This window comes from Kocuria sp. LUK (genome assembly GCF_021012935.1).
GTDB classification, from domain to species: domain Bacteria; phylum Actinomycetota; class Actinomycetes; order Actinomycetales; family Micrococcaceae; genus Kocuria; species Kocuria flava.
Genome location: NZ_JAJMZI010000001.1, coordinates 369,264 through 393,869 on the forward strand (window position 1 = coordinate 369,264; position 24,606 = coordinate 393,869).

Sequence of the window (24,606 nt, forward strand, 5' to 3'; positions counted from 1 at the left end):
CGGGGGCTCAGGCCGTCGCCCCGCGGGCGGGGGCCGGGGCGGCGAGCTCGTCCCAGGCGGCGGTGAGCGCCGCGGCCACGGCGGCGGGCCCGCGCTCGGCGAGCACCCGGCGGCGGGCCTCGTCCCCGAGGCAGCGCCGCACGGCCGGGGACCCCAGCAGCATCCCCAGCACCGTGGCCAGGGTCGCGGGGTCCCCCGCGGGGGTCAGCATCCCGGTGATCCCGTCGGCGACCAGCTCGGCCAGCGCCGGCAGGCGCGAGGCGACCACCGGGGTCCCGGCCGCGAGGGCCTCGGCGACGCCGGGCGGCTCCGGGCCGGTGGCCGGGGCCCGCAGGGGCGCGACGAGCACGTCGACGGCCCGCAGCACCAGCAGCCGGCGCTCCGGTGCGGCCCCGGCGACCACGCGCAGCCGGTCGAGCACGCCGTGCGCGGCGGCCCGGGCCTCCAGGCGGGCCCGCTCGCCGGGTCCGTCCGCGAGGACGACGACGAGCAGCTGCGGGGCACCGGCGGCCACGAGCGCGGCCGCGCGCAGGAGGTCCCCGACCCCGTCGGACTCCCCCGGCCCGGCCACGGCGCCCAGGACCGGGACGGCCGCGGGCAGCCCCACCGCCCGGCGGGCCTCGGCCACCGGCCGCGGGGACCCCGGGCTCGCCGGGTCCAGGGGCACGGGCACGGTGCGCACGGCCGCCCCGGGGCGCAGCTCCTCCAGGCGCCGGGCCGCGGCCCGGTCGGCCACGAGCGCCCGGTCGGCGGCGAGCAGGGCCTCGGTCTCCCGGGCGGCCAGCAGCCGGTGCACCTCGCTGCCGGCGGCCGCCGCGGGGCGCCGCGCCGCCCAGCGGGCCGCGGGACAGCCGAGCTGCTGGTGCACCCACGGCAGGCCGAGGGCCTCGGCGACGGCCCGCACCACGAGCGCGTCCGCGTGGCCGCCCTCCGCGTGGAGCACGGCCGGGCGCACGTCCAGGGCCAGGTCGAGCAGGGCCTGCGCCTGCTGCTGGAGCTGCCCGGAGGCGGTCGGCGCCGGGCGGGAGGGGCCCAGCCGGTGGTGGGCCACGCCGTCGGCGAGCTCGGGGCCCGACCTGCGCCGGCCCCCGGTGGCGCGCACCACGCGCCGACCCTGCGCGGCGGCCTCGGCGAGCACCGCGTGGGTGCGGTCGGAGGTCGCCGGCGGGGCCGGTGCGGCCGCGGCCCGCACGTGCAGCACGGTGCCCGGCTCGGGCCGGGGGCCCACGGCGGCGGGCAGGACCGGGCGCAGCCCGGAGAGCAGCCGCAGCTCGTCCTCGTGCCGGTGCAGCTGCCGGCGCTCGGCCGCGCCGGCGCGCCCGGAGGTCACCGCCCGGCGCAGCCCGACCACGGACTCGGTGAGCCGGCCCAGCTCGCGGTCGTGGCGGGCCTTCGTGCCGGCCAGCCCGGGCAGCCCGGGCGGCAGCAGCCCCAGCAGGTGCCCGGCGTCCTCGGCACGGCCCCGGTCCAGGGCCTCCTCGGCCAGGCGCCGCACGCCCCGGGGGTCCGTGCGGCCGGCGAGGGCTCGGGCCAGCCGGGTCTCGTAGCGGGCGGGACGGGCGGCGTCGCGGGCGGCGGGCCGCCGGGGCAGGTGCGGCATGGCTCTCCCTGGGGGGTCACGAGGCGCCGCCCCGGGCGGGAGCCGGGACGGGCGGTCGAGGAGGTGCCGGTCCCGCGTGGGGGGCGCGGGCGGTCTAGGGGGCTTCGTCCTCCAGCGTAGCAACAAGGTCCCCGAGCTCCCCGGCCGCCACGGCGTCCCCGATCCGCGCGGCCCCCGCGAGGTCCGGCAGCACCACCGACTGCCCGTCGGGGGACGTGCCGATGCCCAGCGTGGGGGCGGTGAACATCCGCACGTCCTGCCCGGAGACGCCCACGAGCTCCGGGGCGAGGCCGGCGAGCATCCCGGCGTCGAGGCCCTCGGAGACCAGCAGGTACGGGGAGAAGTCGTGGACGACCGCGTGCAGGCGCAGCGGGTTGAGCAGCACCGCGGGGCTGGTCAGCCGGTCCAGCAGCGCCGCCACGTAGGTGCGCTGGTTGACCACGCGCGCGTAGTCGCCCTCGGCGAAGGCCTTGCGCTCGCGCACGAACTCCAGGGCCCGCCGCCCGTCCATGTGCTCGGGGCCCTGCTCGAAGACCATCCCCTCGTTGGAGACGAAGTCCTGGGGCACGTCCACGGTCACCCCGCCCACGGCGTCGGTGAGGGCGGCGAAGCCCTCGAAGTCGACCTCAGCGACCTCGTCCACGCGCACGCCCACGAGGTCCTCGACCGTGCGCACCATCAGCGGCAGCCCGCCGGCGTCCAGGGCCGCGTTGAGCTTCGCCTCCCCGACCCCCGGCACGCTCACCCAGGTGTCGCGCAGCAGGGACATCACGAAGACCTCCCCGCCCTCCTCGGGCACGTGCAGCAGCATGATCGAGTCCGCCCGCTCCCCCGTGACCCCGGGGTCCTCCTGGCCCTCCGGGCGCTGGTCCGCGCCCAGCACCAGCACGGTGGTGCCCCGGTCCCGGGCCGAGCCGGCGGCCGGGCGCACGGACTCCGCGGGGAAGGCGGCGTCCGTGGTCTGCCGCCGCTCGTCGAAGGTCCGGCCCAGCAGCCACGCGAAGGCCCCGGCGGCGAGGGCGAGCACGAGCACCAGCGCGAGCAGGACGAGCAGCGCCCGGCGCAGCCCGCCGCCGCGGCGCGGGGGCGCCGGCTCGTGCGGGCGGGGACGGTCCGGGCGCGCGGGGAGGCCCCCGGCGGGACCGGGCGGGGCCGCGGCGGGGCCCTCCGCGGGCGCACGGTCCGCGGCGCCCGGGGAGCGGTGCGCGTCGCGGGGGTCGGGGACGGTCATGGCGGGCCTCCGGGTCTCGGCACGGGCAACGGGCGACGGCCCATGCTAGCCCGCCGCCCCGGGAACGCCCCCGGACCCGCGGCGCGCGGCCGGCGCACCGGGGTCCGCGCGGCGGGACCGGGCTCAGGGCACGCGGGCGGTCCACTCCGGGGTGGCGAACTTGGCGGCCACCAGCTCCCGGGCCGCGGCCAGCTCGGCCTCGCTCACCGCACCGGGCACGGCCGCGTGCCGGGCCGTGAAGACCTCCATGAGCTTGGCGACGACGTCGGCGCGGGCCATCCCGGTCTGGCGCCGCAGCGGGTCCACGCGCTTGCGGGCGGAGCGGTGGCCCTTGTCGGAGAGCTTCTCGCGGCCGATCCGCAGCACCTCGGTCATCTTCTCGGCGTCGATGTCGTAGCTCATGGTGACGTGGTGGACCATCCCGCCGCCGGCGAAGCGCTTCTGCGCGGCGCCGCCGATCTTGCCGTGCTCGGTGGCGATGTCGTTGAGCGGGACGTAGAACGCCTCGAGGCCCATCTCCTGGAAGGCCTGCATGACCCACCGGTCGAGGAACGGGTAGGAGTCGGCGTAGCTGAGCCCGTCCACGAGCGTCTGCGGCAGGTACAGGGAGTAGGTGATGCAGTTGCCCGCCTCCATGAACATCGCCCCGCCGCCCGAGACGCGGCGGACCACGGAGATCCCGTGGCGGGCGGCGCCCTCCGGGTCCACCTCGTTGCGCAGCGACTGGAACGAGCCGATCACCACGGACGGCTCCGTCCAGTCCCACAGGCGCAGGGCGGGCCGGCGCCGGCCGGCGCCGACCTCGCGGGCCAGCACCTCGTCGAGGGCGAGGTTCTCGAGGGTGGGGCGCACCACCGGCGGGATCACCTCCCACTCGTGGTCCTCCCACGTGGTGGCCCGGGCCAGGGCCCGCCGGACGGCGGTGGCGACGGCCTCCGGTGAGAACCCGAGCAGCACCACGGACGGGTCCAGCCCCTCGCGCACCGCCGCCGCGATCTGGGCGTGGGCCGCGTCCTCGGGCAGGCCGGTCAGGGCGGCGTTGATGTCCTCGAGCGCCTCGTCGGGCTCGAGGAAGAAGTCGCCGTTGACGGAGACCTCCGCCAGCCGCCCGTCCACCACGGACAGGTCCGCGACCACGAGCTTGCCGCCCGTGACCTTGTACTCGCCGTGCCGCCGCTGCTGCGCCATCCGTGCTCCTCCTGCTCCGCCGCCGGGGTCCCGGACCAGCCTACGCCCGGCCGGGCCGGGCCCGCCGTGCGGCGCCGCGGGAACGGCGGTCCCGCACGGCGGGCAGCGGCGGCGGGCCGGGGCGGGGCGCTGCCGGGAACGGGTCCCGGGAACGCGTCGGGCCCGGACCGATCCGGTCCGGGCCCGACGGGGTGCGGCGGCTGCTCAGCCGTTCGACTTGCCGAAGTTCTTGAAGCGGGCGTTGAAGCGCTCCACGCGGCCGGCGGAGTCCATGATGCGCTGCTTGCCGGTGTAGAACGGGTGGGACTCCGAGGAGATCTCCACCTCGATGATCGGGTACTCGTTGCCGTCCTCCCAGGTCTCGGTCTTCTCCGAGGTGGCGGTGGAACGGGTGAGGATGACCTTGCCGGAGGCGAGGTCGCGGAAGAGCACCGGGTGGTAGTCCGGGTGGATGTCGGTCTTCATGGGTTCGTACCTTCTGTCGGTGCCTGGATTTTGCCAGGCACGGCTTCGCTCGGTGGGTGGCGCGTCGTCGTCGTGCGGTCCCGCGGTCCGGGGAGGAGGGCGGGGGCGTCGGGCACCAGCGCTCCAGCGTACCGGAGAACGGGCCGCAGGTCACGTGCGCCACGGCGCCGCAGGGCCCACCGGGTCCCACGGCGCCGGACGTCCTGCTCCTTCCCTCCGCGTCCCCGGCCGGGTCACCAGCGGTGGGCGACGTCGACGACGAGGCGCGAGCCCTCGCCCGGGCCGTCGAGGACGAACGCCCGGAACGGCAGCCGCGCGCGCACTCCGAGACCGACGACGGTCCGGGCCTCGAAGCTGCCGCCCCAGGCCACCTGGCGGAAGGTGGGGTAGCCGCGCACGTCGACGATCTCCTCCGGGTCGTCGAAGTCGGCCGTGCCCCGTCCCTCGTCGTCGTAGGCGGGGGCGTTGACCACGATCACCAGGTCGGTCCCGCGCAGCGGCAGGGGCGCCCCGGACCCCACACCGGTGAACTGCCGGTACGCCACGGAGTAGCCCGCCGCCTTGCCGTCGAGGTCGACCACGAGCCGGTCGAAGCAGGCGTGCCGGCCGGCCCGGATGTCGGTGACGTGCGGGACGTGCGGCGGGACGACCTCGCCGGTCCTGCCCTTGGGGAGGGAGCCCCACGTGATGCCGCAGTACGGGGCCGCGGCGTTCGCGCCGGCCGGGACGAACAGTCCCAGGCCCGTGGCCAGCACCAGCGCCGCCAGCCACGAGATCAGCTTCTTCATGACGCACCTTCTCGCTCGTCCGCGCCCGGCCGCCCGGCGGGTGCCGCGGTCCTCGGACCGGGACGTGCGGACACCCCGATCCTACCGTTCGCGACCGGGAAGATCCCTGGTGGGGACGGGATCGACGTCCGGATCGTTACGGCCGCGGGCGGGTCTCCCAGAAGGCCACGGCCGAGGCGGCCGCGACGTTGAGGGAGTCCACGCCGTGGGACATCGGGATGCGCACCACGAGGTCGGCGTGGTGGACGGCCGCCGCACTCAGCCCCTCCCCCTCGGTGCCCAGGACCAGGGCGAGCCTCTCGTCGCGGCGCGCGGCGAGCTCGTCGAGCGGGACGGAGTCCTCGCTCAGCGCCAGCGCCGCCGTGGTGAAGCCGGCGTCCTTGACCCGCTGGAGGTCGGCCGTCCAGTGCTCGAGCCGGGCCCACGGCACCTGGAAGACGGTGCCCATCGACACGCGGACGGCCCGGCGGTAGAGGGGGTCGGCGCAGCGGGGGGTGACGAGCACGGCGTCCACCCCGAGGGCGGCGGCGGAGCGGAAGACCGCCCCCACGTTGGTGTGGTCCACGACGTCCTCGAGGATCGCGACCCGCCGCGCGCCGGCCAGCAGCCGGTCGAGGTCCACCGGCTCGGGCCGCTGCATGGCCGCGAGCGCCCCGCGGTGCAGGTGGAAGCCGGTGATCTGCTCCAGGACGGCGTCCGGGCCCACGTAGAGGGGCACGTCCGGGTGGGCGGCCAGCACGTCGGCCATCTCGGCCAGCCACTTCTCGGCCATGAAGAAGGAGCGGGGGCGGTGGCCGGCGGCCAGGGCCCGGCGCAGGACCTTGGAGGACTCGGCGATGTACATCCCCCGCTCCGGCTCGATCCGCCGGCGCAGCCGCACGTCGGTGAGCCGGGCGTAGTCGTCCACGCGGGGGTCCTCGGCGGTGTCGAGGCGCACGAGCTGGGGCAGGTCGGTCACGGGGGCTCCGGGGGTCGGGGGCTCGGGTCGGGCGGTCACAGCAGGCGGGCGACGAGGGCCACCAGGGCCACGAGGCCCAGCAGCACGATGACGGTGCGCAGCGCCACCGGGGAGAGCCGGCGCCCGATCTTGGCCCCGGCCCCGGACCCGGCGGAGGAGCTGAGCGCGATCAGGACCACGACCCACCAGTCGATGCGCTCGGGGGCGAAGAGGATGTAGGAGACGGCGGCGACGATGTTGACCACCGCCACGAGCACGACCTTCACGGCGTTGGCCGCCTGCAGGGACGCGAGGAGGAAGACCCCGAGGATCCCGAGCAGCAGCACGCCCTGGGCCGCCACGAAGTACCCGCCGTAGACCCCGGCGAGGGTGACCAGGACGTAGAGGGCCGCGGGCTGGGCGGAGCGGTCCGGGTCCAGCGGGCGGGGGGTCTCGCCGCGGGCGCGGGCGGCCTCCGCGGCGGCCTGCGCCTGGGCGTCCTTGCGCCGGCGCACGACCGCCTGCAGGCGCGGCTGGAACACGACGAACAGGAGGGCGACGACGACGAGCACCGGCGCGGCGTAGCCGAAGACGGACTCGGGCAGGTGCAGGAGCAGCGCGGCACCGACCACGCCGCCGGCGACCGAGCAGGGCAGCAGCTTGAGCAGCGTGCGCTCCACCCCGCGCAGCTCGGCGCGGTAGTGCCAGGCGCCGGTGAGGTTGCCGGCGATCAGGCCCATGGCGTTGGACATCGTCGCCGTCACGGGCGGGACGCCCATGGCCACGAGCACGGGGAAGGTCACCAGGGTGCCGGAGCCCACGATGGTGTTGATCAGCCCCGCCCACACCCCGGCGAGCAGGATGAGCGCGGCCTGCCACCACTCGAACGGGAAGGCCGCGGCGAGCTCGCCGAGGCCGCCGGCCGTCTGCGTCAGCACGGCCTTCAGGTCCGGGCGAAGGCGGCGTAGCGGTTGCCGACGCGCACGAGCTTCAGCGCCACCCCGAAGGTCTCGGAGAGGTTGCGCTGGGTGATCACCTGCTCGACGGGCCCTGCGGCGACCACGCGGCCCTCCCGCAGCAGCAGGGCGTGGGTGAACGCGTCGGGGACCTCCTCGAGATGGTGGGTGACCATGACCACCGCCGGGGCGGTCCCGTCCCGGGCGAGCTCGTCCAGGCGGGCCACGAGGTCCTCGCGGCCCCCGACGTCCAGTCCCGCGGCCGGCTCGTCGAGCAGCAGCAGCTCCGGGTCGGTCATCAGCGCCCGGGCGACCAGCACGCGCTTGCGCTCACCCTCGGAGAGGGTGCCGAAGCGGCGCTCCGCCAGGTGGTCGATGCCCCAGGCGGCCATGAGCTCCTGCGCCCGGGCGTCGTCGTCGGTGTCGTAGCGCTCCGTCCAGCGCCCGGTCACCCCGTAGGCGGCGGTGACCACGCAGTCGCGCACGGTCTCCGAGGCCGGGATCTGGGCGGCGAGCACGGTCGAGCTCAGCCCGATCCGGGGGCGCAGCTCGAAGACGTCGACGGCCCCGAGGATCTCGTCGAGGATGTCGACCATCCCGCGGGTGGGGTGCAGCCGGGCCGCCGCGATCGACAGCAGCGTCGTCTTGCCGGCGCCGTTGGGGCCGAGCACGACCCACCGCTCCCCCTCGCGGACCACCCAGTCCACCGCGTCCAGCAGCGTCTTGCGCCCGCGGACCACGCTGACGTCCGCCATCTCCACCACAGCACTCATACCCGCCACTCTAGGACACGCCCCGGGCCCTCCCGGGGCGTGGCGTCCCGGGCGGGCCCGGGCCGCGCGGTGGATACACTGGGGCCCATGACCACCGACCTCGCCGTGATCGCGTTCGCCCAGCATCCGGATCCGGAGGCGCGGGAGCGCATCCTCGCGATGGTGCAGGACGCCGGGGCGGAGGTCGAGCGGTTCTCGGCCGTGCGCGTCACCGGCTCCGGCTCCGCCGGCCCGGACGCCCAGGTGCCCGGCTACAACGCGTTCACCGCCCTGCTGCGCGGCGGGGACGCGCGCGGCCTGCTCGCCGCACTGCGCCCCGACCCCCTCGCCCAGCTCATGCCCGGGGTGGACGTCAACGTCGTCCCCGCCCGGCTGTTCGACCCCGGCCGGCGCAAGCTGCTGGTCCTCGACGTCGACTCGACGCTGATCCAGCAGGAGGTGATCGAGCTGCTCGCCGCCCACGCCGGCCGGGAGGCGGAGGTCGCCGAGGTCACCGAGGCGGCGATGCGCGGGGAGCTCGACTTCGCCGAGTCCCTGCACGCCCGGGTGCGCACGCTCGAGGGGCTGCCGGTCTCGGTGCTGGAGGACGTCGCCGCCGCGGTGCGCCTCTCCCCCGGGGCGGCGGTGCTCGTGAAGGCGTTCCTGCGGGAGGGCCACGGCGTGGCCGCGGTCTCCGGCGGGTTCCTGGAGGTCCTCGACCCGCTGGCCCGGCAGCTGGAGCTGACCCGGCACACGGCCAACACCCTCGAGGTCTCCGGCGGGCGGCTGACCGGCCGCGTGGTCGGTGAGGTCGTGGACCGCGCCGTCAAGGAGCGGTCCCTGCGCCGGTGGGCCGAGGAGCTGGACGTGGAGCCCGCCGACGTCGTGGCCGTGGGCGACGGCGCCAACGACCTCGACATGCTCGCCGCGGCGGGACTGGGCGTGGCCTACAACGCGAAGCCGGCCCTGCGCGCCGCCGCCGATGCGCAGCTGAACATCCCCAACCTCGACGCGGTGCGCTTCTTCGTCGACCTGTGAGCGGCACCGGCCGTCCCGGCGCGCCGGATCACTCGGGCCAGACCTGCCGGCCCGGCTGCAGGGCGTAGCGCAGCTCGACGGCCCCGCCCTCGAAGTGCGTGGTGCGCTGCAGCCGCAGGTCCTTGTGCCGGGCGGTGGGCAGCACGGGGTGGCCGGCGCCGAGCACGATCGGCATCGCGGTCAGCCACAGCTCGTCGAGCAGGTCGGCGTCGGCGAACTGGGCCGCCAGCCGGCCCCCGCCCACGACCCAGAGGTTGCGCCCGCCGGCGGAGTCGAGCATCGACCCCAGCTGCGCGGCGACGTCCCCGGCCGTGAAGCGCAGGTCCGCCCCGGGCACGCGCGGGAGCTCCCGGTGGGTGAACACCCACGTGGGCAGGTCCCCGTAGGCCCACGCCTCCTCCTGGCCGAGGACGAACTCGTAGGTGCTCGCGCCCATGGCCAGGGCGCCGACCTCGGCGAGGAACGCGTCGTAGTGGTCCTGGTAGGCCTCGAAGCCGTACTGCAGCAGCCAGTCGAGGTGGTTCTCCCGGTCGGCGATGTACCCGTCGGCGCTGGCCGCCACGTAGTACTGCACTCTGCTCATGGGCCCAGCGTACGCCGCGGGGCCCCGCCCGGCACGGCCCCGGGACGGGACGGCCGGCCCCGTGCGTCACGGACGGGCCGGTGCCCCGCGCGGGCTTCCCCGAGGCCCGCCGCGGGACCAGGATGGGAGGGGCGAGGACCGGACGAGACGGAGGACCCGACGTGGCCGTGCAGCTGAACCCCTACCTCACCTTCCGCGACACCGCCGAGGAGGCGATGACGTACTACCGCTCCGTGTTCGGCGGGGAGCTGACGATCAGCCGCTTCGCCGAGTACGGCGCGAGCGAGGACCCCGCCGAGGCGGAGAAGGTCATGCACGCGACGCTGACCACCGAGCACGGCCTCGTGCTCATGGCCTCCGACACCCCGGGGGCCATGGACCTCACCCCGGGGGACAACGTCTCCCTGTCGGTGGGCGGCGACGACGAGGCGCTGCTGCGCGGCTGGTGGGAGCGGCTGCGCGACGGCGGGGCGGTGACCATGCCGCTGGAGCGGCCCCCGTGGGGCGGGCTGTTCGGGATGTGCACCGACCGGTTCGGGATGCACTGGATGGTCAGCATCGAGGACGCCGGCGCACCGGGCGGCTGAGCCCCGGGGCACCGGCCCGGCCGCGCGGGACCGTCCTGCGCACGGCGGCGGGGCGGTCCCGCGCGGCGGAGGACCGCCCCGCCGTCGTGGGGTGCTAGCGGCCGCCGGCCTGGGCGAGGAAGTCCTCGGCCCCGCCCACGAGCTCGACGTGCCCGGTGGGGACGTCGGCGGTGACCATCCGCGCGATCTCCTCGGCGAACTCGTGCACGGAGTAGAGCCTGCCGGCGGCCTCGCGGCGCTGCTCGAGGGCGCCGGGGCGGGCACGGTTGAGCAGCGTCGCGGTGACGGTGCCCTCGATCATGTCCCCGGAGACCACCACGAAGGTGATGCCCTTCGCGGACAGCTCGGGGATGCGAGCCGTGAGGGTGTCCTCGCCCGCGCGCTTGGACTTCGCGACCTCCACGTACTCCGGCATGGTCTCGACGTCGTTGATGAAGTGCGCCTGGTGGCTGGTCACGAAGACCACGCGCCCGCCCTCGGGCAGGTGCTCCAGGGCGGCGGTGAGGGTGTCGTCCTGGGCGTCGCGGTTGAGCTTGAGGGCGTAGTCCTCCCCCAGATCGGTCTCCATCCCGCCGGAGGCGTTGAGGACGAGGACGTCGACCCCGCCGAAGGCCTCGACGGCCTCGGCGAACAGGCGGCGGACGTCGGCGGGCTCGGTCATGTCGGCCTGCACGGCGATCGCGTGCCCGCCGGCGGCCTCGATCTCCTTGACGACCTTGGTGGCGCGCGGGGCCTTCTGCCGGTAGTTGACGACGACGTTGGCGCCCTGGGCGGCCAGCAGCCTGGCGGTGTCGGCGCCGACGCCGCGCGAGGACCCGGTGACGACCGCGGTCTTGCCTGCGAGTGAACTCATGGTGCTCCTTCGGTGGAACGTGCGGGGATCGTGGGGGCCGGGCTCAGTGGCCCATGCCGAGGCCGCCGTCGACGGGGATGACGGCGCCGGAGATGTACTTCGCCTCGTCCGAGGCGATCCAGCGCACGACCGCGGCGACCTCCTCGGGCTCGGCGAAGCGGCCGGCCGGGATGGACGCGAGGTAGTCCTTCTGGGTGTTCTCGGGCAGGGCCGCCGTCATCTCGGTGTTGATGAACCCGGGGGCGACGACGTTGGCGGTCACGTTGCGCCCGCCCAGCTCGCGGGTGATGGAGCGGGCCATGCCGACGAGCCCGGCCTTCGAGGCGGCGTAGTTGACCTGGCCGGGCGAGCCGTAGAGGCCGACCACCGAGGAGATCAGCACCACGCGGCCGCGCTTCAGGCGCATGAAGCCCTTGGCGGCGCGCTGGACGACGCGGAACGCCCCGGTGAGGTTGGTGTCGACGACGTCCTGGAAGTCCTGCTCCTTCATCCGCAGCAGCAGGGTGTCCCGCGTGATGCCCGCGTTGGCCACGACGACCTCGACCGGGCCGAACTCGGCCTCGACGGCCGTGTAGGCGGCGTCGATCGACGCGGCGTCCGTGACATCGGCCTGCACGGCGAGGAAGCCCTCGGGGGCCTCGCCGGAGCGGTAGGTGACGGCCACGTTGTCCCCGGCGTCCTTGAAGGCCTGCGCGATGGCCCGTCCGATGCCCCGGTTGCCGCCGGTGACGAGGACGGTGCGCGGGGACGGGCCGGTCTGCTGGTCTGCCATGGGAGGTGGGGCCTTTCGGTCGGGAGGCGCGGGTGCTGCCCGCGGCACGGGCGGCGCCGGCGGGCGGGAACGGGTCCCATCGTATCGGCAGGCCCGGGAACCGGCCGGCAGCGTGCGCGGGGCACCGTCCGGCACCGGGACCGGTCCGGTCCGGGGGCCCGGCGGGGAGCGCGATGTCGGTGCCGGGTGCGAGAATGGAGCGTCTGATTCGGGAGGGCCATGAGCAAGCGCTATCTGACGACCGGCGAGGCCGGGGGCGAGGACGTCCACTCCATCACGACGACCGCCGCACCGCACACCCAGGACATGGGCCACCGGATGAAGGTCTACGGCATCCAGATGGGGCTGCGCGTCGTGTGCCTGATCGTGTTCGTGCTCGTCGACAACCTCTGGGTGCGGGGCGTGGCGATCGCCGGGGTGGCGGTCCTGCCCTGGATGGCGGTGCTGCTGGCCAACCGCGGCGCCGACCGCTCCGCGCGCACCAGCCACTACTACGAGCCTCCCGCCGCCCCCGCGCTCACCGCCGCCCCGGAGGCGCCGCGCCCGGCACCGGCGGCGGTCGAGCAGGTCATCGAGGGCGAGTTCGTCGCCGGGCACGGCGACCCGCAGGAGCCCGCCGCAGGTGACCCCGGCCCGGGCCGCTCCGGGCCCGGCCCCGTTCCCAGCGGGGGCCAGGGTTCCTCGGCTACTGTCGGGGACGACCGTTCCCGCGGCGCCGCCTGAGCCGCCCGCCGCGCCCGCCGCACTGTTGAGGAGCACGACCGCCGTGGAGTTCGACCTGCTGGGATCGCTGACGCCGCGGGACCGGGAGAACACCCCCGCGGGACCCGACGCCCCGCAGTGCTCGCGCAAGGGCTGCCGGGAGGCGGCCGCGTGGCGGATCCGCTGGAACAACCCGCGCGTGCACACCCCCGAGCGGCGCAAGACCTGGCTGGCCTGCCCGGACCACCGTGAGCACCTCGAGCAGTTCCTGCGCGCCCGCGGCTTCTGGAAGGACACCGTGCCCATGACCGGCCCGGACGCGGCCGGCGGGGCACCGGCGGAGGGCGCCTGAGATGGGCCGCTACCGCTTCCTGCTCAGCGGCCGCTGGATCGGGTGGTTCCTGCTCGCCTGCGCCGCCGCGGCCGTGTCCGTCCACCTCGCCGGCTGGCAGATGGACCGCAACGACCACCTCACCGGCGAGAACGCCAAGATCGAGCGCAACTACGACGCCGAGCCCCTCGAGGGACCGGCGGCCGCGGCGCCGTTCGCGCGCGCCGACCCGTCCCTGACCTGGCACCCCGTGCGGCTGACCGGACGCTACCTGCCCGAGGACCAGGTGCTCGTGCGCAACCGCCCCCAGGACGGGCGCGTGGGCTACGAGGTGCTCGTGCCCTTCCGCACCGCCGGCGGCGCGACGGTCGTGCTGGACCGCGGCTGGGTGCCCACGGGCGAGGCCGCCAACGGGATGCCGGACGAGGTGCCCGCTCCGCCCGCCGGCGAGGTCGTCGTCGAGGCCCGGCTCCAGCCGGGCGAGCCCGCCGTGGACCGCGGGGCCCCGGAGGGCCAGATCGCCTCCGTGGACCTGGACGAGCTCCGGGACCGGTGGGGGTACGCGATCGGCACCGCCGCCTACGGCGAGGTCCGCTCCGAGCAGCCGGCCCCGGCCGCGGCCCCGGCACCGGCCCCGGCCCCGGAGATCGACTCGGGGCCGCACCTGTCCTACTCCCTGCAGTGGTACGCGTTCGCCGCGCTGTTCTTCGTCGCCTACGGCTGGGCGGCCCGCCAGCAGGTCCGCAACGACGAGTGGGACCGCCAGTACGCGGCCGAGGTGGAGCGCCGGCTCGCGCGCTTCTACGACAAGGACGGGACCTACATCGGCGAGGGGGACGAGGAGCTGGTCCTGCGCGAGCTGGAGATGGCCGACGACATGCCCCCGCACCTGAAGCAGCTCATGCGGCCCCGGCCGCAGCGCCGGCGCTCCCGGCCCACGGCCGAGGACGAGGAGGACGCGCTGCTGGACGCGCTCGAGCGCCAGGCCGCCGGCGACTGAGCCCTGCCGCCCCGCCCGGCCGTCCCCGCCCGGGGATCCGGTCGCGGGCCTGTCGGCCGGGGGCGGCGGCCGCCGGCCTGTGCGCCGCCGCGGGGCCGGTGGCCCTGCGGGACCCGCGCTGAGCGGTCCCCGCGCGCCGGGCGGTCCCGTGCCGCGCGGCACGGGCGGGGCTCACAGGCCGAGCACCGCGGCGGCGACGAGGAAGTAGACGACCAGCCCGGAAGCGTCGACGAAGGTCGTGATGAACGGGTTGGAGAACACGGCGGGGTCCACCCGCAGCGCCCGCGCCAGGACGGGCATGAGCCCGCCGACGGTCGCCGCGAGCGAGCAGACCACGAGCAGGGTCAGGCCGATGACCACTCCCACGTCCCAGCCGTAGAGCAGCCCCACGCCCACCAGCCCGGCCGTGCCCAGACTGGCGCCCAGCAGGGCCCCGGTGCGCAGCTCGCGCAGGGCCACGCGGGCGCCGTCGCGCACCCGCACGTCGCCCAGGGCCAGGGCGCGGGTGACGGTGGTGGCGGCCTGGTTGCCGGTGTTGCCGCCGGTGCCGATGAGCAGGGGGATGAACACGCTGAGCACGACCATCTGCTCGAGGGTCGCCTCGAAGGCCTCGAGCACCCGCACCGTCAGGGTTGCCCCGACCCCCAGCACGAGCAGCCACACGATGCGGGCCCGGTAGACGGCGCGCACGGGCGTGGAGAGGTAGGGCCGGCCCAGCGGCTCGGCGCCGCCGGAGCGGGCGACGTCCTCGTCCTCGGCCGCCTCCAGGACGTCGAGGGCGTCGTCGAAGGTGAAGACCCCCACGGGCCGCCGGTCCCCGTCCACGACCGGCAGGGCCACGAGCTTCTCCCGGGCGCACAGCCGGGCGGCCTCCTCCGCCGGCACGCGGGCGTCGACGGCCACGGGCTCGCGGGCGAGGGCGGCCACGGGCACGTCGTCGTCGGCGGCCAGCAGCCGGCGCAGCCCCACCACGCCGGTGAGCCGGCCGGCGGTCACGACCGGGAGCATGTAGACGGTCTCGGCCGTCTCCAGCCGCGAGCGCACCGTGTCCCGGGCCTGCGCCGCGGTCGCCGCCGCGTCGAGCACCACGAGCTCGGGGCTCATGAGGCGCCCGACGGAGCCGGTGGGGTAGCCCATGACGAGGCCCGTGGCGTCCTGCTCCTGGGGCGTCAGCCCGGCCAGCAGCCGGCGGGCGACCGTGGCGGGCAGCTCGTCGAGCAGCCGGACGCGGTCGTCGGGGTCGAGGTCGTCGACGACGCCGCGGACCTCCTCCTCCTGCAGCGCCTCGAGCAGCTCCCGCTGCAGCGGGGCGTCGAGCCGGGTGAAGACCTCGAAGGCGCGCCCGCGCGGGAGGAGGCGGTAGACCACGGCCCGGTCGGCGGGCGCCAGCCGCTCCAGGAGCGCGACCTGCTCCGGCAGGGACCGGGCCAGCAGCCGGTCCCGGACCTCGTCGAGGTCGCCGCGGCGCAGCCCGGCCCGGATCCGGTCCTCCAGGGAGGCCTCCGCGCGCCGCTCCTTCGCCCGACCGGGCCGCCGTGTCCTCACGCCAGCGAGATCAGGTCCTGGTACTCCTGGCTCCACAGGTCCTCGGTGCCGTCGGGCAGGATGACCACGCGCTCGGGGTCCAGGGCCTCGACCGCGCCCTCGTCGTGGGAGACGAGCACGACCGCGCCCTCGTAGGTGCGCAGCGCGTTGAGGATCTCCTGGCGGGAGGCCGGGTCCAGGTTGTTGGTGGGCTCGTCCAGGAGCAGGACGTTGGCCGAGGAGGCCACGAGGGTCGCCAGCGCCAGGCGCGTCTTCTCCCCGCCGGAGAGGACGCCGGCGGGCTTGGCGACGTCGTCGCCCTGGAAGAGGAAGGACCCGAGGATGTTGCGCACCTCGGTGTCCGCGAGGTCCGGGGCGGCGCTGCGCATGTTCTCGAGCACCGTGCGGTCGTGGTCGAGGGTGTCGTGCTCCTGGGCGAAGTAGCCGAGCTTGAGCCCGTGGCCGGGGCGGACCTCGCCGGTGTCCGGAGCGGCCTCCCCCGCGAGCATGCGCAGCAGCGTGGTCTTGCCCGCGCCGTTGAAGCCGAGGATCACCACGCGCGAGCCCTTGTCGATCGCCAGGTCGACGTCGGTGAAGATCTCCAGCGAGCCGTAGGACTTCGACAGCCCGCGGGCGGTGAGCGGGGTCTTGCCGCAGTCGGCGGGCTTGGGGAAGCGGATGGCCGCGACCCGGTCCTGCACGCGCTCGCCCTCGAGACCCTGCATGAGCCGCTCCGCGCGCTTGATCATCTGCTGGGCCGCGACCGCCTTGGTGGCCTTGGCGCGCATCTTGTTGGCCTGCTCCATGAGGGCGGAGGCCTTCTTCTCGGCGTTGGCGTACTCGCGCTTGCGCCGGTGGGCGTCCTGCTCGCGCTGGAGCAGGTAGTTCTTCCAGCCCATGTTGTACAGGTCGATCACGCACCGGTTGGCGTCTAGGTAGAGGACCTTGTTGACGACCATCTCCATGAGCTCCACGTCGTGGGAGATCACGAGCAGCCCGCCCTGGAAGTTCTTCAGGAACTCCCGAAGCCACACCACCGAGTCGGCGTCGAGGTGGTTGGTGGGCTCGTCCAGGAGCATGATGTCGGCGTCGGAGAACAGGATCCGCGCCAGCTCCACGCGCCGGCGCTGTCCGCCGGAGAGCGTGCGCAGCGGCTGGCCGAGGATCCGCTCGGGCAGGTCGAGGTTGGAGGTGATGGTGGCGGCCTCGGACTCCGCCGCGTAGCCGCCGCCGGCGAGGAACTCGGCCTCGAGCCGGTCGTAGCGGCGCATCGCCTTCGCGCGCACGGCCTCGTCCTCGGAGGCCATGTCCTGCTCGGCCTGGCGCAGACGGGCCACGACCCCGGCGAGGTTGCGCGCGGAGAGGATCCGGTCCCGGGCCAGCTGGTCCATGTCCTCGACCTTGGGGTCCTGCGGGAGGTAGCCGATGGTCCCGGTGCGGGTCACGGACCCGGCGGCCGGGAGGGTCTCCCCCGCCAGGACCTTGGTCATCGTGGTCTTCCCGGCGCCGTTGCGCCCGACGAGGCCGATCTTGTCCCCCCTGTCCACGCGGAAGTTCACCTCGTCCATCAGCAGCCGGGCACCGGCGCGCAGCTCGAGGTTCTGGACAGTGATCACGGTGATGAGGTCCTTCCGGACGACGGCGGGGAGGCGGGAGCCCGGGCGGGCAACCCATCCATGCTAGCCGAGGCCCGCGGATCCGCCCATGACGCGGACCACGCCCGCGACCTGCGGCAGGGCCGCGCCGCGGGCCGGTGGACACCCCTCCGACAGCCGCCTTAGGGTTGGGGCGAACGCCGTCGTGCCCGCACGCGCGCCCCGACCGCCCTCCCCGAGGAGACCCCATGCCCACGTCCTCCCGGCCGGACCGGCCGGCCGCCCGCTCCGGCGGTTCCTCCGCCGCCCCGCTGCACGCCGAGGCGGTCCTCGGAGGGCGCGTCGACCCCGGTCAGGCGGTCCCGGCCTCCAACGCGGCCGACGAGCCCGCCGGGCTCGAGGAGGCCACCCAGTCGCTGGCCCCGGCCGTGAGCCCCTGGGCCGACTCCCTCGGGCGGGCCGGCTCGCGCGCCGCCCAGACCCTGCTGATCGCCGCCGTCGTGGCCGGCCTCGTGTGGGTCCTGCTGCGGATCAAGGTCGTGGTCATCGCCGCGATGGTCGCCCTGATCCTGGCCTCCGCGGTGGGACCGGTCGTGAAGTGGCTCGAGCGCCGCGGCTGGTCCAACCTGCTGGCCACCCTCACCGCGTTCCTCGGCATCCTCCTGCTGCTGGGCGGGGTGATCACCGGGATCGTGCTCACCGTGCGCAACCAGTGGGACACCCTGGCGGCCCAGGCCGGCGAGGGCTGGACGGAGCTGCAGCGGCTGCTGCAGTCCAGCCCCCTGCCGGTGGACACCGCGAGCGTCGACGCCGCGCTGCGCCGGGCCGGTGAGTTCGTCTCCAGCGGCAGCTTCGCGGGCAGCGCCCTCAGCGGGCTCTCCGCCGCCGCCACCTTCCTCACCGGCCTCGTGCTGATGGTCGTGATCCTGTTCTTCTTCCTCAAGGACGGGGAGAAGATGTGGAACTTCACGCTGCGCTGGTTCCGCGGCGAGCGCCGGGCCCGCCTGGCGGAGTCGGTGGACCGCGGCAGCCAGGTCCTCGGCGGCTACGTGCGCGGCACCGCGCTGGTCGCCCTGATCGACGCCGTGTTCATCGGCGCGTTCCTGATGGTCGTCGGCGTGCCCCTGGCCCTGCCCCTGGCCGTGCTCGTGTTCGTCACCGCCTTCATCCCCGTCGTCGGCGCGACGGTGGCCGGGATCATCGCCGCCCTCGTCGCCCTGGTCACCAACGGCCCGGGCACCGCCCTCGCGGTGGTCGGGTGGATCGTCCTGGTCAACCAGATCGAGGGCAACGTCCTCCAGCCCGTCATCATGGGGCGCACGCTCAGCCTGCACGCCCTGATGGTGCTGCTGGCCCTGACCGTGGGCACCCTCGTCGGCGGGATCTTCGGGGCGATCCTCGCCGTCCCCTACACCGCCGTGGCCTGGGCCGTGATCCAGGTGTGGACGGACAGCTACCAGGTCGGGGACGACCCCGTGTTGGGCCCCGACCCCGTCAACCCCAAGGACCGGGTCGAGGCGAAGGCCACGATGGCCGAGCGCTGGAAGTACCAGCGGATGCGCTACCAGCAGGCCCTCGGCGGCCGCTTCGGGGCGACCGAGAGGGACGCCGCCCGCCAGGAGGACCCCGGGCAGGACGTCTCCGGGGATCCCGCCGGCGGGCGGGACACGGACACGGACGCGCGCAGGTCCTAGGCTGGGGCCATGAGCACCGACCAGCGCCGTTCCGTGACCGCCGAGGACCTCGTGAACATCGCGGTGTTCGCGGCCCTCACCGCCGCCGTCTCCGTGCTGCCCGGCCTGCCCTTCGGGGACGCCGGCGTGCCGCTGACCCTCCAGAGCCTGGCCGTGCTCCTCACCGGGCTGGTGCTGGGCGGCACCCGCGCCCTGGCCGCCGTGGGCCTCTACGTGCTCGCGGGCCTCGCCGGCGCCCCCGTCTTCGAGGGCTTCCGCGGCGGACCCGACGTGCTCGACGGACCGTCCGCGGGCTACGTGCTCGCGTTCCCGTTCGCCGCGGCCGCGGCCGGGTACACGGCCCAGTGGCTGATCCCCGCCCGGCGCCACAACGACGGCGGGGCCACGAGCGCGCGCTACGAGCGCACCGGCGCCTACCTGCTGCGGCTGCTGGCGGGCGCCCTCGCCGGCCTCGTGGTGCTGCACCTCGGCGGGGTCCTGGGGCTGCTGACCACGGGCGGGCTCCCGCTGGGCGAGGCGGTCGCCGCCGATCTCGTGTTCTGGCCGGGCGACCTGCTCAAGGGCGTGCTCGCGGCGGCGCTGGCCGTGGCGGTGCACAAGGTCTTCCCCCGCATCGCCGGCACCCGCTGAGCCCTCCCCGCCCGTTCGTCAGACGGCTTATGCTCTCCCCATGACGTTCAGCAACGACTCCCAGCTCGACCCGGGCCGCGCGAGCGGTGGCGGGGGCCGCGGGCTCGCCGTCGGCGGCGGCCTGGGCGGCACCCTGCTCCTGCTCGTCGTCGGCCTGCTCTTCGGCCCGGACGCGGTCGAGCAGCTCACGGGCGGCACCGGGCAGGGCTCGACCACCCAGGGCTCGCCGGAGGAGGAGTTCGCGCACTGCCGCACGGGGGAGGACGCCAACCGGTACACCGACTGCCGGATGATCGCCACCGCCCAGAGTCTCGACCAGTTCTGGGAGGAGTACCTGCCCTCCACCACCGGCGAGCAGTACGTCCAGCCCGGGCTGCGGCTCTTCCAGGGCCGGACGGACACCGGCTGCGGCGCCGCGTCCTCGGCCGTGGGGCCCTTCTACTGCCCCGCCGACGAGACCGCCTACCTGGACGTCGGGTTCTTCGAGCAGCTCCAGGCGCAGTTCGGCGCCGAGGGCGGTCCGCTGGCCGAGGAGTACGTGCTGGCCCACGAGTTCGGCCACCACATCCAGCACCAGATCGGCACCCTCGGCTACGCCCAGCAGGACCCGCAGGGCCCGGAGTCCGGGGCGGTGCGGGTCGAGCTGCAGGCGGACTGCCTCGCCGGCCTGTGGGCCGGGCACGCCGCCGGGGACACCTCCGGGGCGGTGGACCTGGAGGCGATCACCCCGGCCCAGCTGGGCCAGGCCCTGGACGCCGCCGAGATGATCGGCGACGACCGGATCCAGCAGACCACCCAGGGGCGGGTCACCCCCGAGGCGTTCACCCACGGCACCTCCCGCCAGCGCCAGGTGTGGTTCTACACCGGCTACGAGACCGGCGACCTCAACCGCTGCGACACCTTCCGCGCCGCGGACCTGGACAACCCCGCCGCGGCCTTCTGACCCGCTGGTCCCCGCCCGCCCCCGCCGACTCCCCACCCAGGCCGCACCACCCACGCCGAGTCCCCACCCAGGCCGCACCACCCACGCCGACTCCCCACCACGGCCACACCGCCCACGCCGACTCCCCACCACGGCCACACCGCCCACGCCGACTCCCCACCACGGCCACACCGCCCACGCCGACTCCCCACCACGACTGCGTCACCCGCACCGACTCCCCCACCCAACCCCACCGGCAACGCCGAGTCCCCAACTCGGCTCCACCAAACCCGCCGAGTCCCCCACCGTGCATCACCACAGACACCGAGTCCCCTCTGTCGCGGCATTTCCCCCGTCGCGCAACGGGGGAAATGCCGCGACAGAGGGGACTCGGCGGACGGCCAGGCGTGACGGTGCACACCGGTGCCACACAGGTCGCGTTGCCCGTCTGGGTTGCACCCCATTCACGTGCGCCTCGGGGCGGGCATGCGCCGGCCGCCACGGCGAGGTCGTCCCGTGGCGGCCGGCAGGTGAGCGAGCAGGGCGTCAGGTGCGCGGACGGTCGGCGGCGGCCGACCCGCCGTTCTCCTCCCAGGGAGCGGCGTTCCCGCCCCCGGCGTTGTGGTCCGTGCGGTCCCGGAGCCGGTCGGCCGGCCCGCGGGAGTCGTCGGCGCGGTCCCCGTCCGCGCGGTCGGAGCCGTCCCCCAGCCGGTCGGCGGTGCCGGTCCTGTCATCGGTGCGGTCCCGGAGCCGGTCCACCGGTCCGTTGCTGTCGTCCGTGCGGTCCCGGAGCCGGTCGGCCGGTCCGCGGGAGTCGTCCGCGTGGTCGGATCCGTCCCGCAGCCGATCCGCCGGGACGTCCTGGTCCGCGGCGCTGCCGTGGCGGTCGTCGTCCGTGCCCGCCTGATCGGCGGAGGCCGCCCCGGCTGCGCCCCGGCCGTGCGCGCCGTCGCGGTCGTGGTGGTCCGGGGCGAGCTCGTCGGCCTCGCGCCGGTGGGACTCCGCCCGGCCGCGCACCTGCTGGGCCTCCTCGGCGCGGCGCCGGGCGTCCTGGGCGAGCCGGTCGGCCTCGACCCGGGCCTTCTCCGCCTCCGCCTGGGCCGCCGAGGCGTCGGCCTCCTGCTCGCGGGCGCGCAGCTCCTCCTCCTCGCCGCGGCGGCGCAGCTCGGCGGCGCGCTGCTGGTTCTCCCGTTCCCGGGCGAGCTCGCGCTCCTTGCGCTTGCGGCCGGAGGCGAGCGCCAGTCCGACCACGATCGCCAGCACGACGACCGCCAGCACGATCCACATCCACGGTTCCATCTCGGGACTCCTCCTCGGTCGAGCCGCTCCGGCGCCGCCGGACGGTGCTCCGTCCGGTCCGGGCGCCTGCACCCTGGGGACTCCGGTGCTGGTCCCGAGTCTAGGACGCGGTGTGTGCCCGAGCACAGGATGCCCGCGGCCGGGCGCGGCGGAGCGGGTTCGCGACGGACCGGCCGGGACCGGCGGGAGTCCCCCCGCGCGACGGGCCCGTTCCGGAGGCACTCCGGGACCGGAACCCGGCCGGGCGCGGAGGCCGGCGGCGCTCAGCTGCGGCGGGGGTCGCGCACCTGCACGGCCACGTTGTCCCGGCGGACCTCGAAGAGCCCGGTGGCCTCGATGAGATCGCTGAGCTTGCGGTAGCCGTAGTTGCGGGAGTCGAAGGAGGCCTGGTTGCCGATCTGCTGGCCGACGGCGCCCAGGTGGGCCCAGCCGTCGTCGCCGCTGGCGGCGTCGACCGCGCTGCGCAGCATGCGCACCAGCCGGGAGTCCCGGCGCAGCGCCTGCTGCGGTGTGGGTCCGGTCGTCTCGCCCGGGGACTCCTCGGCGGGCTCGCCGAGGCTCTCCACGTAGGTGAACTGGGAGCACGCGTTGATGAACGGCTCGGGGGTCTGGCGCTGGCCGAAGCCGTAGACCTTGTGCCCGTCGGTGAGGATCCGCATGACCAGCGGGGTGAAGTCGGCGTCGCTGGAGACGATCGCGAAGCCGTCGACCGAGCCGGCGTAGAGCAGGTCCATCGCGTCGATGACCATGGCCATGTCGGAGGCGTTCTTGCCGGTGCTGTAGGCGAACTGCTGGATGGGCCGGATCGCGTAGGCGTGCAGCACCGCCTCCCACTGCTGCAGGTGGGGGCTCTTCCAGTTGCCGTAGGCCCGCCGGACGTTCGCCGCACCGTGGCGGGCGACCTCCGCGAGGATGACGTCGATCTTCGAGGCCGGGGCGTTGTCGGCGTCGATGAGCAGGGCGATGCGCTTCTCGTCGGTGTTCACTTCCCGAGCATGCCGCCCCGGCGGGCGGGAAGCAACCGGGGACGGAGGGCTCAGGCCAGGGACAGGGCGAAGGACAGCACGAAACCCGCTGCGGTGCTCAGCGCCACCGCGGGACCGCCGTGCTCGTAGGCCTCGGGCATCAGGGTGTCGGCCAGGGACGCGATGACCGCGCCGGCGGCGAAGGCCAGCGGCAGGGAGATCGTCTCGGGGGCGCTGCCGGCGAGCGGCCCGGCGCCCAGCAGCACGGCTCCGACGAGCAGGACCCCGCAGACCGCCCACAGGCCGACCGCCTTGCCGGCGGACATCCCCTGCTCGCGCATCGAGGAGGCCCCCACGAGGGACTCGGGCAGGTTGGAGACGAAGATCGCCGCCAGCAGCGCCAGCCCGCCGGTGCCCTCGGTGAGGGCGACGCCCAGAGCCACGTTCTCCGGCACGCCGTCCAGGGTCACCGCGGCCAGCAGGGCCAGGCCCGCCGCTCCCCCGGTGGACGCCGCCGTGGGCCTCGTCTCCTGTGCCGCGGCGTCGGTGTCCAGCTTCGCGCTGCCCTGCTGCCTCTCGGCGTCCCGGGACCGGGGCCCCGGAGCGGCCCAGCGGTCCAGGAGCGCGCTGAGCACGGTGAACACCACGGCGCCGGCGAACAGGCCGAGCACGGCCGGCCGGATCCCGCCCTTCTCGTAGGCGTCCTCGAAGAGCTCGAAGGTCAGCGCCGTGATGAGCGCACCGGCGGCGAACGAGAGCAGGATCGCCAGGATCCGCTTGGGCAGGGTGAAGCGCACGCCGATCAGGGCGCCGATCACCAGGGGGCTGGAGGCGACGAGCCCGAAGATCAGTGCACTTCCCATGCCGGAAGTGTAGGACCGCCGCGGCCGGCGTGCACGGATGACGCCGTCGGACCCGGACGGACGCGCCGGGACCGGCGCGGACGGGAGGACGACGACGGCGCCCGCCCCCACCGCTGCGGGTGGGCACGGGCGCCGTCGGCGCGGGAGGGGACTCAGATGTTGAAGCCCAGGGCCCGCATCTGGTCGCGGCCGTCCTCGGTGATCCGCTCGGGACCCCACGGCGGCATCCAGACCCAGTTCACGCGCCACTCGTCCACCAGCGGGTCGAGGTTCTGGGCGCACTGCTCCTCGATGACGTCCTGCAGCGGGCAGGCTGCGGTGGTGAGGGTCATGTCCAGGACCAGGGCGCCGTCCTCGGCCCACTTGTGGCCGTAGAGCAGCCCGAGGTCCACGATGTTCACGCCGAGCTCGGGGTCGATGACGTTCTTGAGCGCCTCCTCGACCTCCTCCGCGGGGAGCTGGCCGGCGGGCGCCTGGACGGCGTTCTCGGCAGGGGTGTCGGCCATGGCTGGCCTCCTTTCGGGCGGGTGCGGGTGAGGACTACTGGGCGGCGGCCAGGTAGCGGTCGTAGCCCTCGTCCTCGAGCCGGTCGGCGAGCTCGGGCCCGCCCTCGTCGACCACGCGGCCGTCGGCGAACACGTGCACGAACTGCGGCTTGATGTAGCGCAGGATGCGGGTGTAGTGGGTGATGAGCATGATGCCCGTGCCGTTGGTCTCGAGGGCGCGGTTGACGCCCTCGGAGACGACCTTGAGGGCGTCGACGTCGAGGCCGGAGTCGGTCTCGTCCAGCAGCGCGATCTTCGGCTTGAGAAGCTCGAGCTGGAGGATCTCGTGGCGCTTCTTCTCGCCGCCGGAGAAGCCCTCGTTGACGTTGCGCTGGATCATCTCGGGGGCGATCTTCAGCTGCTCCATGGCCGCCTTGACGTCCTTGGTCCAGTTGCGCAGCGAGGGGGCCTCGCCGTCGATCGCGGTCTTGGCGGTGCGCAGGAAGTTGGAGGTCGTCACGCCGGGGATCTCCACCGGGTACTGCATGGCGAGGAAGAGCCCGGCGCGGGCCCGCTCGTCCACGGACATCTCCAGGACGTCCTCGCCGTCCAGGAGGACCTGGCCGGAGTCGACGACGAACTTGGGGTGCCCGGCGATGGTGGAGGCCAGGGTGGACTTGCCGGAGCCGTTGGGGCCCATGATCGCGTGGACCTCACCGGACTTGATGGTCAGGTTCACGCCCTTGAGGATCGGCTTGGTGGTCTCGTCGTCGAGCACGACGGACGCGTGCAGGTCCTTGATCTCGAGAGTTGCCATGGATGGTTCTCCTGTGGTCGAAAAAAGTC

The 24,606-nt window shown here is 75.1% G+C and carries 26 protein-coding genes; 8 read left to right on the forward strand and 18 right to left on the reverse strand.

The genetic code is table 11. The features are described 5' to 3' along the window. Positions 1-7: 7 nt before the first annotated feature. The 8 genes from LQU92_RS01735 to LQU92_RS01770 form a co-directional block, all read right to left on the reverse strand. Positions 8-1,600, reverse strand: a complete 1,593-nt coding sequence (locus tag LQU92_RS01735) for a glycosyltransferase (RefSeq protein ID WP_230660224.1) — start codon at positions 1,598-1,600, stop codon at positions 8-10. A 94-nt stretch (positions 1,601-1,694) separates the two neighbouring features. Further along, entirely contained in the window at positions 1,695-2,831 is a 1,137-nt protein-coding gene (locus tag LQU92_RS01740) for an LCP family protein (RefSeq protein ID WP_230660227.1), read from the reverse strand. A gap of 123 nt (positions 2,832-2,954) precedes the next feature. After that, positions 2,955-4,019, reverse strand: a complete 1,065-nt coding sequence (locus tag LQU92_RS01745; RefSeq protein WP_101852413.1) for a biotin/lipoate A/B protein ligase family protein — start codon at positions 4,017-4,019, stop codon at positions 2,955-2,957. Positions 4,020-4,223: 204 nt separating this feature from the next. Beyond that, on the reverse strand, positions 4,224-4,484 hold the full coding sequence (locus LQU92_RS01750) for a type B 50S ribosomal protein L31 (RefSeq protein WP_058858698.1): 261 nt from the start codon (positions 4,482-4,484) through the stop codon (positions 4,224-4,226). A 233-nt stretch (positions 4,485-4,717) separates the two neighbouring features. Continuing rightward, positions 4,718-5,272, reverse strand: a complete 555-nt coding sequence (locus LQU92_RS01755; RefSeq protein WP_112254858.1) for a hypothetical protein — start codon at positions 5,270-5,272, stop codon at positions 4,718-4,720. A gap of 136 nt (positions 5,273-5,408) precedes the next feature. Next, the gene (locus LQU92_RS01760; protein ID WP_230660230.1) at positions 5,409-6,230 is read right to left on the reverse strand and encodes an RNA methyltransferase; all 822 of its coding nucleotides are present in this window, start codon (positions 6,228-6,230) and stop codon (positions 5,409-5,411) included. Positions 6,231-6,265: 35 nt separating this feature from the next. Beyond that, positions 6,266-7,144, reverse strand: coding sequence for a sulfite exporter TauE/SafE family protein (locus LQU92_RS01765; protein ID WP_230660655.1), 879 nt, complete (start codon positions 7,142-7,144; stop codon positions 6,266-6,268). A gap of 8 nt (positions 7,145-7,152) precedes the next feature. Continuing rightward, entirely contained in the window at positions 7,153-7,938 is a 786-nt protein-coding gene (locus tag LQU92_RS01770) for an ABC transporter ATP-binding protein (protein WP_230660234.1), read from the reverse strand. Between the two features lie 87 nt (positions 7,939-8,025). Here LQU92_RS01770 and serB point away from each other — a divergent pair, with 87 nt between their 5' ends. After that, complete coding sequence (gene serB / locus LQU92_RS01775; RefSeq protein ID WP_101852417.1) at positions 8,026-8,955, forward strand: phosphoserine phosphatase SerB; 930 nt, start codon at positions 8,026-8,028, stop codon at positions 8,953-8,955. A gap of 28 nt (positions 8,956-8,983) precedes the next feature. Here serB and LQU92_RS01780 read toward each other — a convergent pair whose 3' ends face one another. Continuing rightward, a complete protein-coding gene (locus LQU92_RS01780) occupies positions 8,984-9,538 on the reverse strand; it encodes a dihydrofolate reductase family protein (protein WP_230660237.1) in 555 nt (184 codons plus the stop codon). A gap of 161 nt (positions 9,539-9,699) precedes the next feature. Here LQU92_RS01780 and LQU92_RS01785 point away from each other — a divergent pair, with 161 nt between their 5' ends. Continuing rightward, entirely contained in the window at positions 9,700-10,125 is a 426-nt protein-coding gene (locus LQU92_RS01785) for a VOC family protein (protein WP_230660240.1), read from the forward strand. A gap of 94 nt (positions 10,126-10,219) precedes the next feature. Here LQU92_RS01785 and LQU92_RS01790 read toward each other — a convergent pair whose 3' ends face one another. Both LQU92_RS01790 and LQU92_RS01795 read right to left on the reverse strand, forming a co-directional pair. Next, complete coding sequence (locus LQU92_RS01790; RefSeq protein WP_101852420.1) at positions 10,220-10,978, reverse strand: SDR family oxidoreductase; 759 nt, start codon at positions 10,976-10,978, stop codon at positions 10,220-10,222. A 43-nt stretch (positions 10,979-11,021) separates the two neighbouring features. After that, the gene (locus LQU92_RS01795) at positions 11,022-11,750 is read right to left on the reverse strand and encodes a beta-ketoacyl-ACP reductase (RefSeq protein ID WP_230660242.1); all 729 of its coding nucleotides are present in this window, start codon (positions 11,748-11,750) and stop codon (positions 11,022-11,024) included. Between the two features lie 219 nt (positions 11,751-11,969). Between LQU92_RS01795 and LQU92_RS01800 the strand changes: the two genes are divergently transcribed. The 3 genes from LQU92_RS01800 to LQU92_RS01810 are packed head-to-tail and all read left to right on the forward strand — an operon-like array spanning position 11,970 to position 13,783. After that, on the forward strand, positions 11,970-12,473 hold the full coding sequence (locus tag LQU92_RS01800) for a DUF3099 domain-containing protein (RefSeq protein ID WP_230660245.1): 504 nt from the start codon (positions 11,970-11,972) through the stop codon (positions 12,471-12,473). Positions 12,474-12,516: 43 nt separating this feature from the next. Next, positions 12,517-12,804, forward strand: coding sequence for a hypothetical protein (locus LQU92_RS01805; protein ID WP_101852423.1), 288 nt, complete (start codon positions 12,517-12,519; stop codon positions 12,802-12,804). 1 nt (position 12,805) lies between these two features. Continuing rightward, a complete protein-coding gene (locus LQU92_RS01810; protein WP_101852424.1) occupies positions 12,806-13,783 on the forward strand; it encodes an SURF1 family protein in 978 nt (325 codons plus the stop codon). Between the two features lie 171 nt (positions 13,784-13,954). On the opposite strand, the gene mgtE is transcribed toward LQU92_RS01810, so the two are convergent. After that, a complete protein-coding gene (mgtE, locus tag LQU92_RS01815) occupies positions 13,955-15,328 on the reverse strand; it encodes a magnesium transporter (protein WP_230660248.1) in 1,374 nt (457 codons plus the stop codon). Continuing rightward, positions 15,325-16,923, reverse strand: a complete 1,599-nt coding sequence (locus LQU92_RS01820; RefSeq protein WP_058858686.1) for an ABC-F family ATP-binding cassette domain-containing protein — start codon at positions 16,921-16,923, stop codon at positions 15,325-15,327. Before LQU92_RS01820 ends, mgtE begins: the two co-directional genes overlap by 4 nt. A gap of 227 nt (positions 16,924-17,150) precedes the next feature. On the opposite strand from LQU92_RS01820, the gene LQU92_RS01825 reads away from it, so the two are divergent. Genes LQU92_RS01825 through LQU92_RS01835 form a run of 3 tightly spaced genes read left to right on the forward strand, consistent with a single transcriptional unit; the run spans position 17,151 to position 20,169 of the window. Further along, complete coding sequence (locus tag LQU92_RS01825; protein WP_230660251.1) at positions 17,151-18,596, forward strand: AI-2E family transporter; 1,446 nt, start codon at positions 17,151-17,153, stop codon at positions 18,594-18,596. 9 nt (positions 18,597-18,605) lie between these two features. Continuing rightward, positions 18,606-19,226: a biotin transporter BioY gene (locus LQU92_RS01830; RefSeq protein ID WP_230660254.1), complete on the forward strand. Its 621-nt coding sequence runs from the start codon at positions 18,606-18,608 to the stop codon at positions 19,224-19,226. Positions 19,227-19,266: 40 nt separating this feature from the next. Next, complete coding sequence (locus tag LQU92_RS01835) at positions 19,267-20,169, forward strand: neutral zinc metallopeptidase (protein ID WP_230660256.1); 903 nt, start codon at positions 19,267-19,269, stop codon at positions 20,167-20,169. Between the two features lie 525 nt (positions 20,170-20,694). Here the strand turns inward: LQU92_RS01835 and LQU92_RS01840 are convergent. From LQU92_RS01840 to sufC, 5 genes are all read right to left on the reverse strand, one after another. Next, entirely contained in the window at positions 20,695-21,447 is a 753-nt protein-coding gene (locus tag LQU92_RS01840) for a hypothetical protein (RefSeq protein WP_230660259.1), read from the reverse strand. 263 nt (positions 21,448-21,710) lie between these two features. After that, positions 21,711-22,433 (reverse strand): NYN domain-containing protein, encoded by a 723-nt coding sequence (locus LQU92_RS01845; RefSeq protein WP_230660262.1) that lies wholly within the window; start codon positions 22,431-22,433, stop codon positions 21,711-21,713. Positions 22,434-22,483: 50 nt separating this feature from the next. After that, positions 22,484-23,275, reverse strand: coding sequence for a ZIP family metal transporter (locus LQU92_RS01850; RefSeq protein ID WP_230660265.1), 792 nt, complete (start codon positions 23,273-23,275; stop codon positions 22,484-22,486). A gap of 152 nt (positions 23,276-23,427) precedes the next feature. Beyond that, complete coding sequence (locus tag LQU92_RS01855; RefSeq protein ID WP_101852432.1) at positions 23,428-23,781, reverse strand: metal-sulfur cluster assembly factor; 354 nt, start codon at positions 23,779-23,781, stop codon at positions 23,428-23,430. A gap of 34 nt (positions 23,782-23,815) precedes the next feature. Further along, entirely contained in the window at positions 23,816-24,577 is a 762-nt protein-coding gene (sufC, locus tag LQU92_RS01860; protein ID WP_230660268.1) for a Fe-S cluster assembly ATPase SufC, read from the reverse strand. Positions 24,578-24,606: the final 29 nt, after the last annotated feature.

Coding starts and splice junctions, on each gene's coding strand:
- LQU92_RS01800 (WP_230660245.1), top strand. CDS start 11,970: ATGAGCAAGCGCTATCTGACGACCGGCGAGGCCGGGGGCGAGGACGTC.
- LQU92_RS01840 (WP_230660259.1), bottom strand. CDS start 21,447: ATGGAACCGTGGATGTGGATCGTGCTGGCGGTCGTCGTGCTGGCGATC.
- LQU92_RS01750 (WP_058858698.1), bottom strand. CDS start 4,484: ATGAAGACCGACATCCACCCGGACTACCACCCGGTGCTCTTCCGCGAC.
- LQU92_RS01830 (WP_230660254.1), top strand. CDS start 18,606: ATGAGCACCGACCAGCGCCGTTCCGTGACCGCCGAGGACCTCGTGAAC.
- LQU92_RS01735 (WP_230660224.1), bottom strand. CDS start 1,600: ATGCCGCACCTGCCCCGGCGGCCCGCCGCCCGCGACGCCGCCCGTCCC.
- LQU92_RS01825 (WP_230660251.1), top strand. CDS start 17,151: ATGCCCACGTCCTCCCGGCCGGACCGGCCGGCCGCCCGCTCCGGCGGT.
- LQU92_RS01835 (WP_230660256.1), top strand. CDS start 19,267: ATGACGTTCAGCAACGACTCCCAGCTCGACCCGGGCCGCGCGAGCGGT.
- LQU92_RS01770 (WP_230660234.1), bottom strand. CDS start 7,938: ATGAGTGCTGTGGTGGAGATGGCGGACGTCAGCGTGGTCCGCGGGCGC.
- LQU92_RS01855 (WP_101852432.1), bottom strand. CDS start 23,781: ATGGCCGACACCCCTGCCGAGAACGCCGTCCAGGCGCCCGCCGGCCAG.
- LQU92_RS01810 (WP_101852424.1), top strand. CDS start 12,806: ATGGGCCGCTACCGCTTCCTGCTCAGCGGCCGCTGGATCGGGTGGTTC.
- LQU92_RS01745 (WP_101852413.1), bottom strand. CDS start 4,019: ATGGCGCAGCAGCGGCGGCACGGCGAGTACAAGGTCACGGGCGGCAAG.
- LQU92_RS01780 (WP_230660237.1), bottom strand. CDS start 9,538: ATGAGCAGAGTGCAGTACTACGTGGCGGCCAGCGCCGACGGGTACATC.
- serB (WP_101852417.1), top strand. CDS start 8,026: ATGACCACCGACCTCGCCGTGATCGCGTTCGCCCAGCATCCGGATCCG.
- LQU92_RS01790 (WP_101852420.1), bottom strand. CDS start 10,978: ATGAGTTCACTCGCAGGCAAGACCGCGGTCGTCACCGGGTCCTCGCGC.
- sufC (WP_230660268.1), bottom strand. CDS start 24,577: ATGGCAACTCTCGAGATCAAGGACCTGCACGCGTCCGTCGTGCTCGAC.
- LQU92_RS01850 (WP_230660265.1), bottom strand. CDS start 23,275: ATGGGAAGTGCACTGATCTTCGGGCTCGTCGCCTCCAGCCCCCTGGTG.
- LQU92_RS01755 (WP_112254858.1), bottom strand. CDS start 5,272: ATGAAGAAGCTGATCTCGTGGCTGGCGGCGCTGGTGCTGGCCACGGGC.
- LQU92_RS01795 (WP_230660242.1), bottom strand. CDS start 11,750: ATGGCAGACCAGCAGACCGGCCCGTCCCCGCGCACCGTCCTCGTCACC.
- LQU92_RS01740 (WP_230660227.1), bottom strand. CDS start 2,831: ATGACCGTCCCCGACCCCCGCGACGCGCACCGCTCCCCGGGCGCCGCG.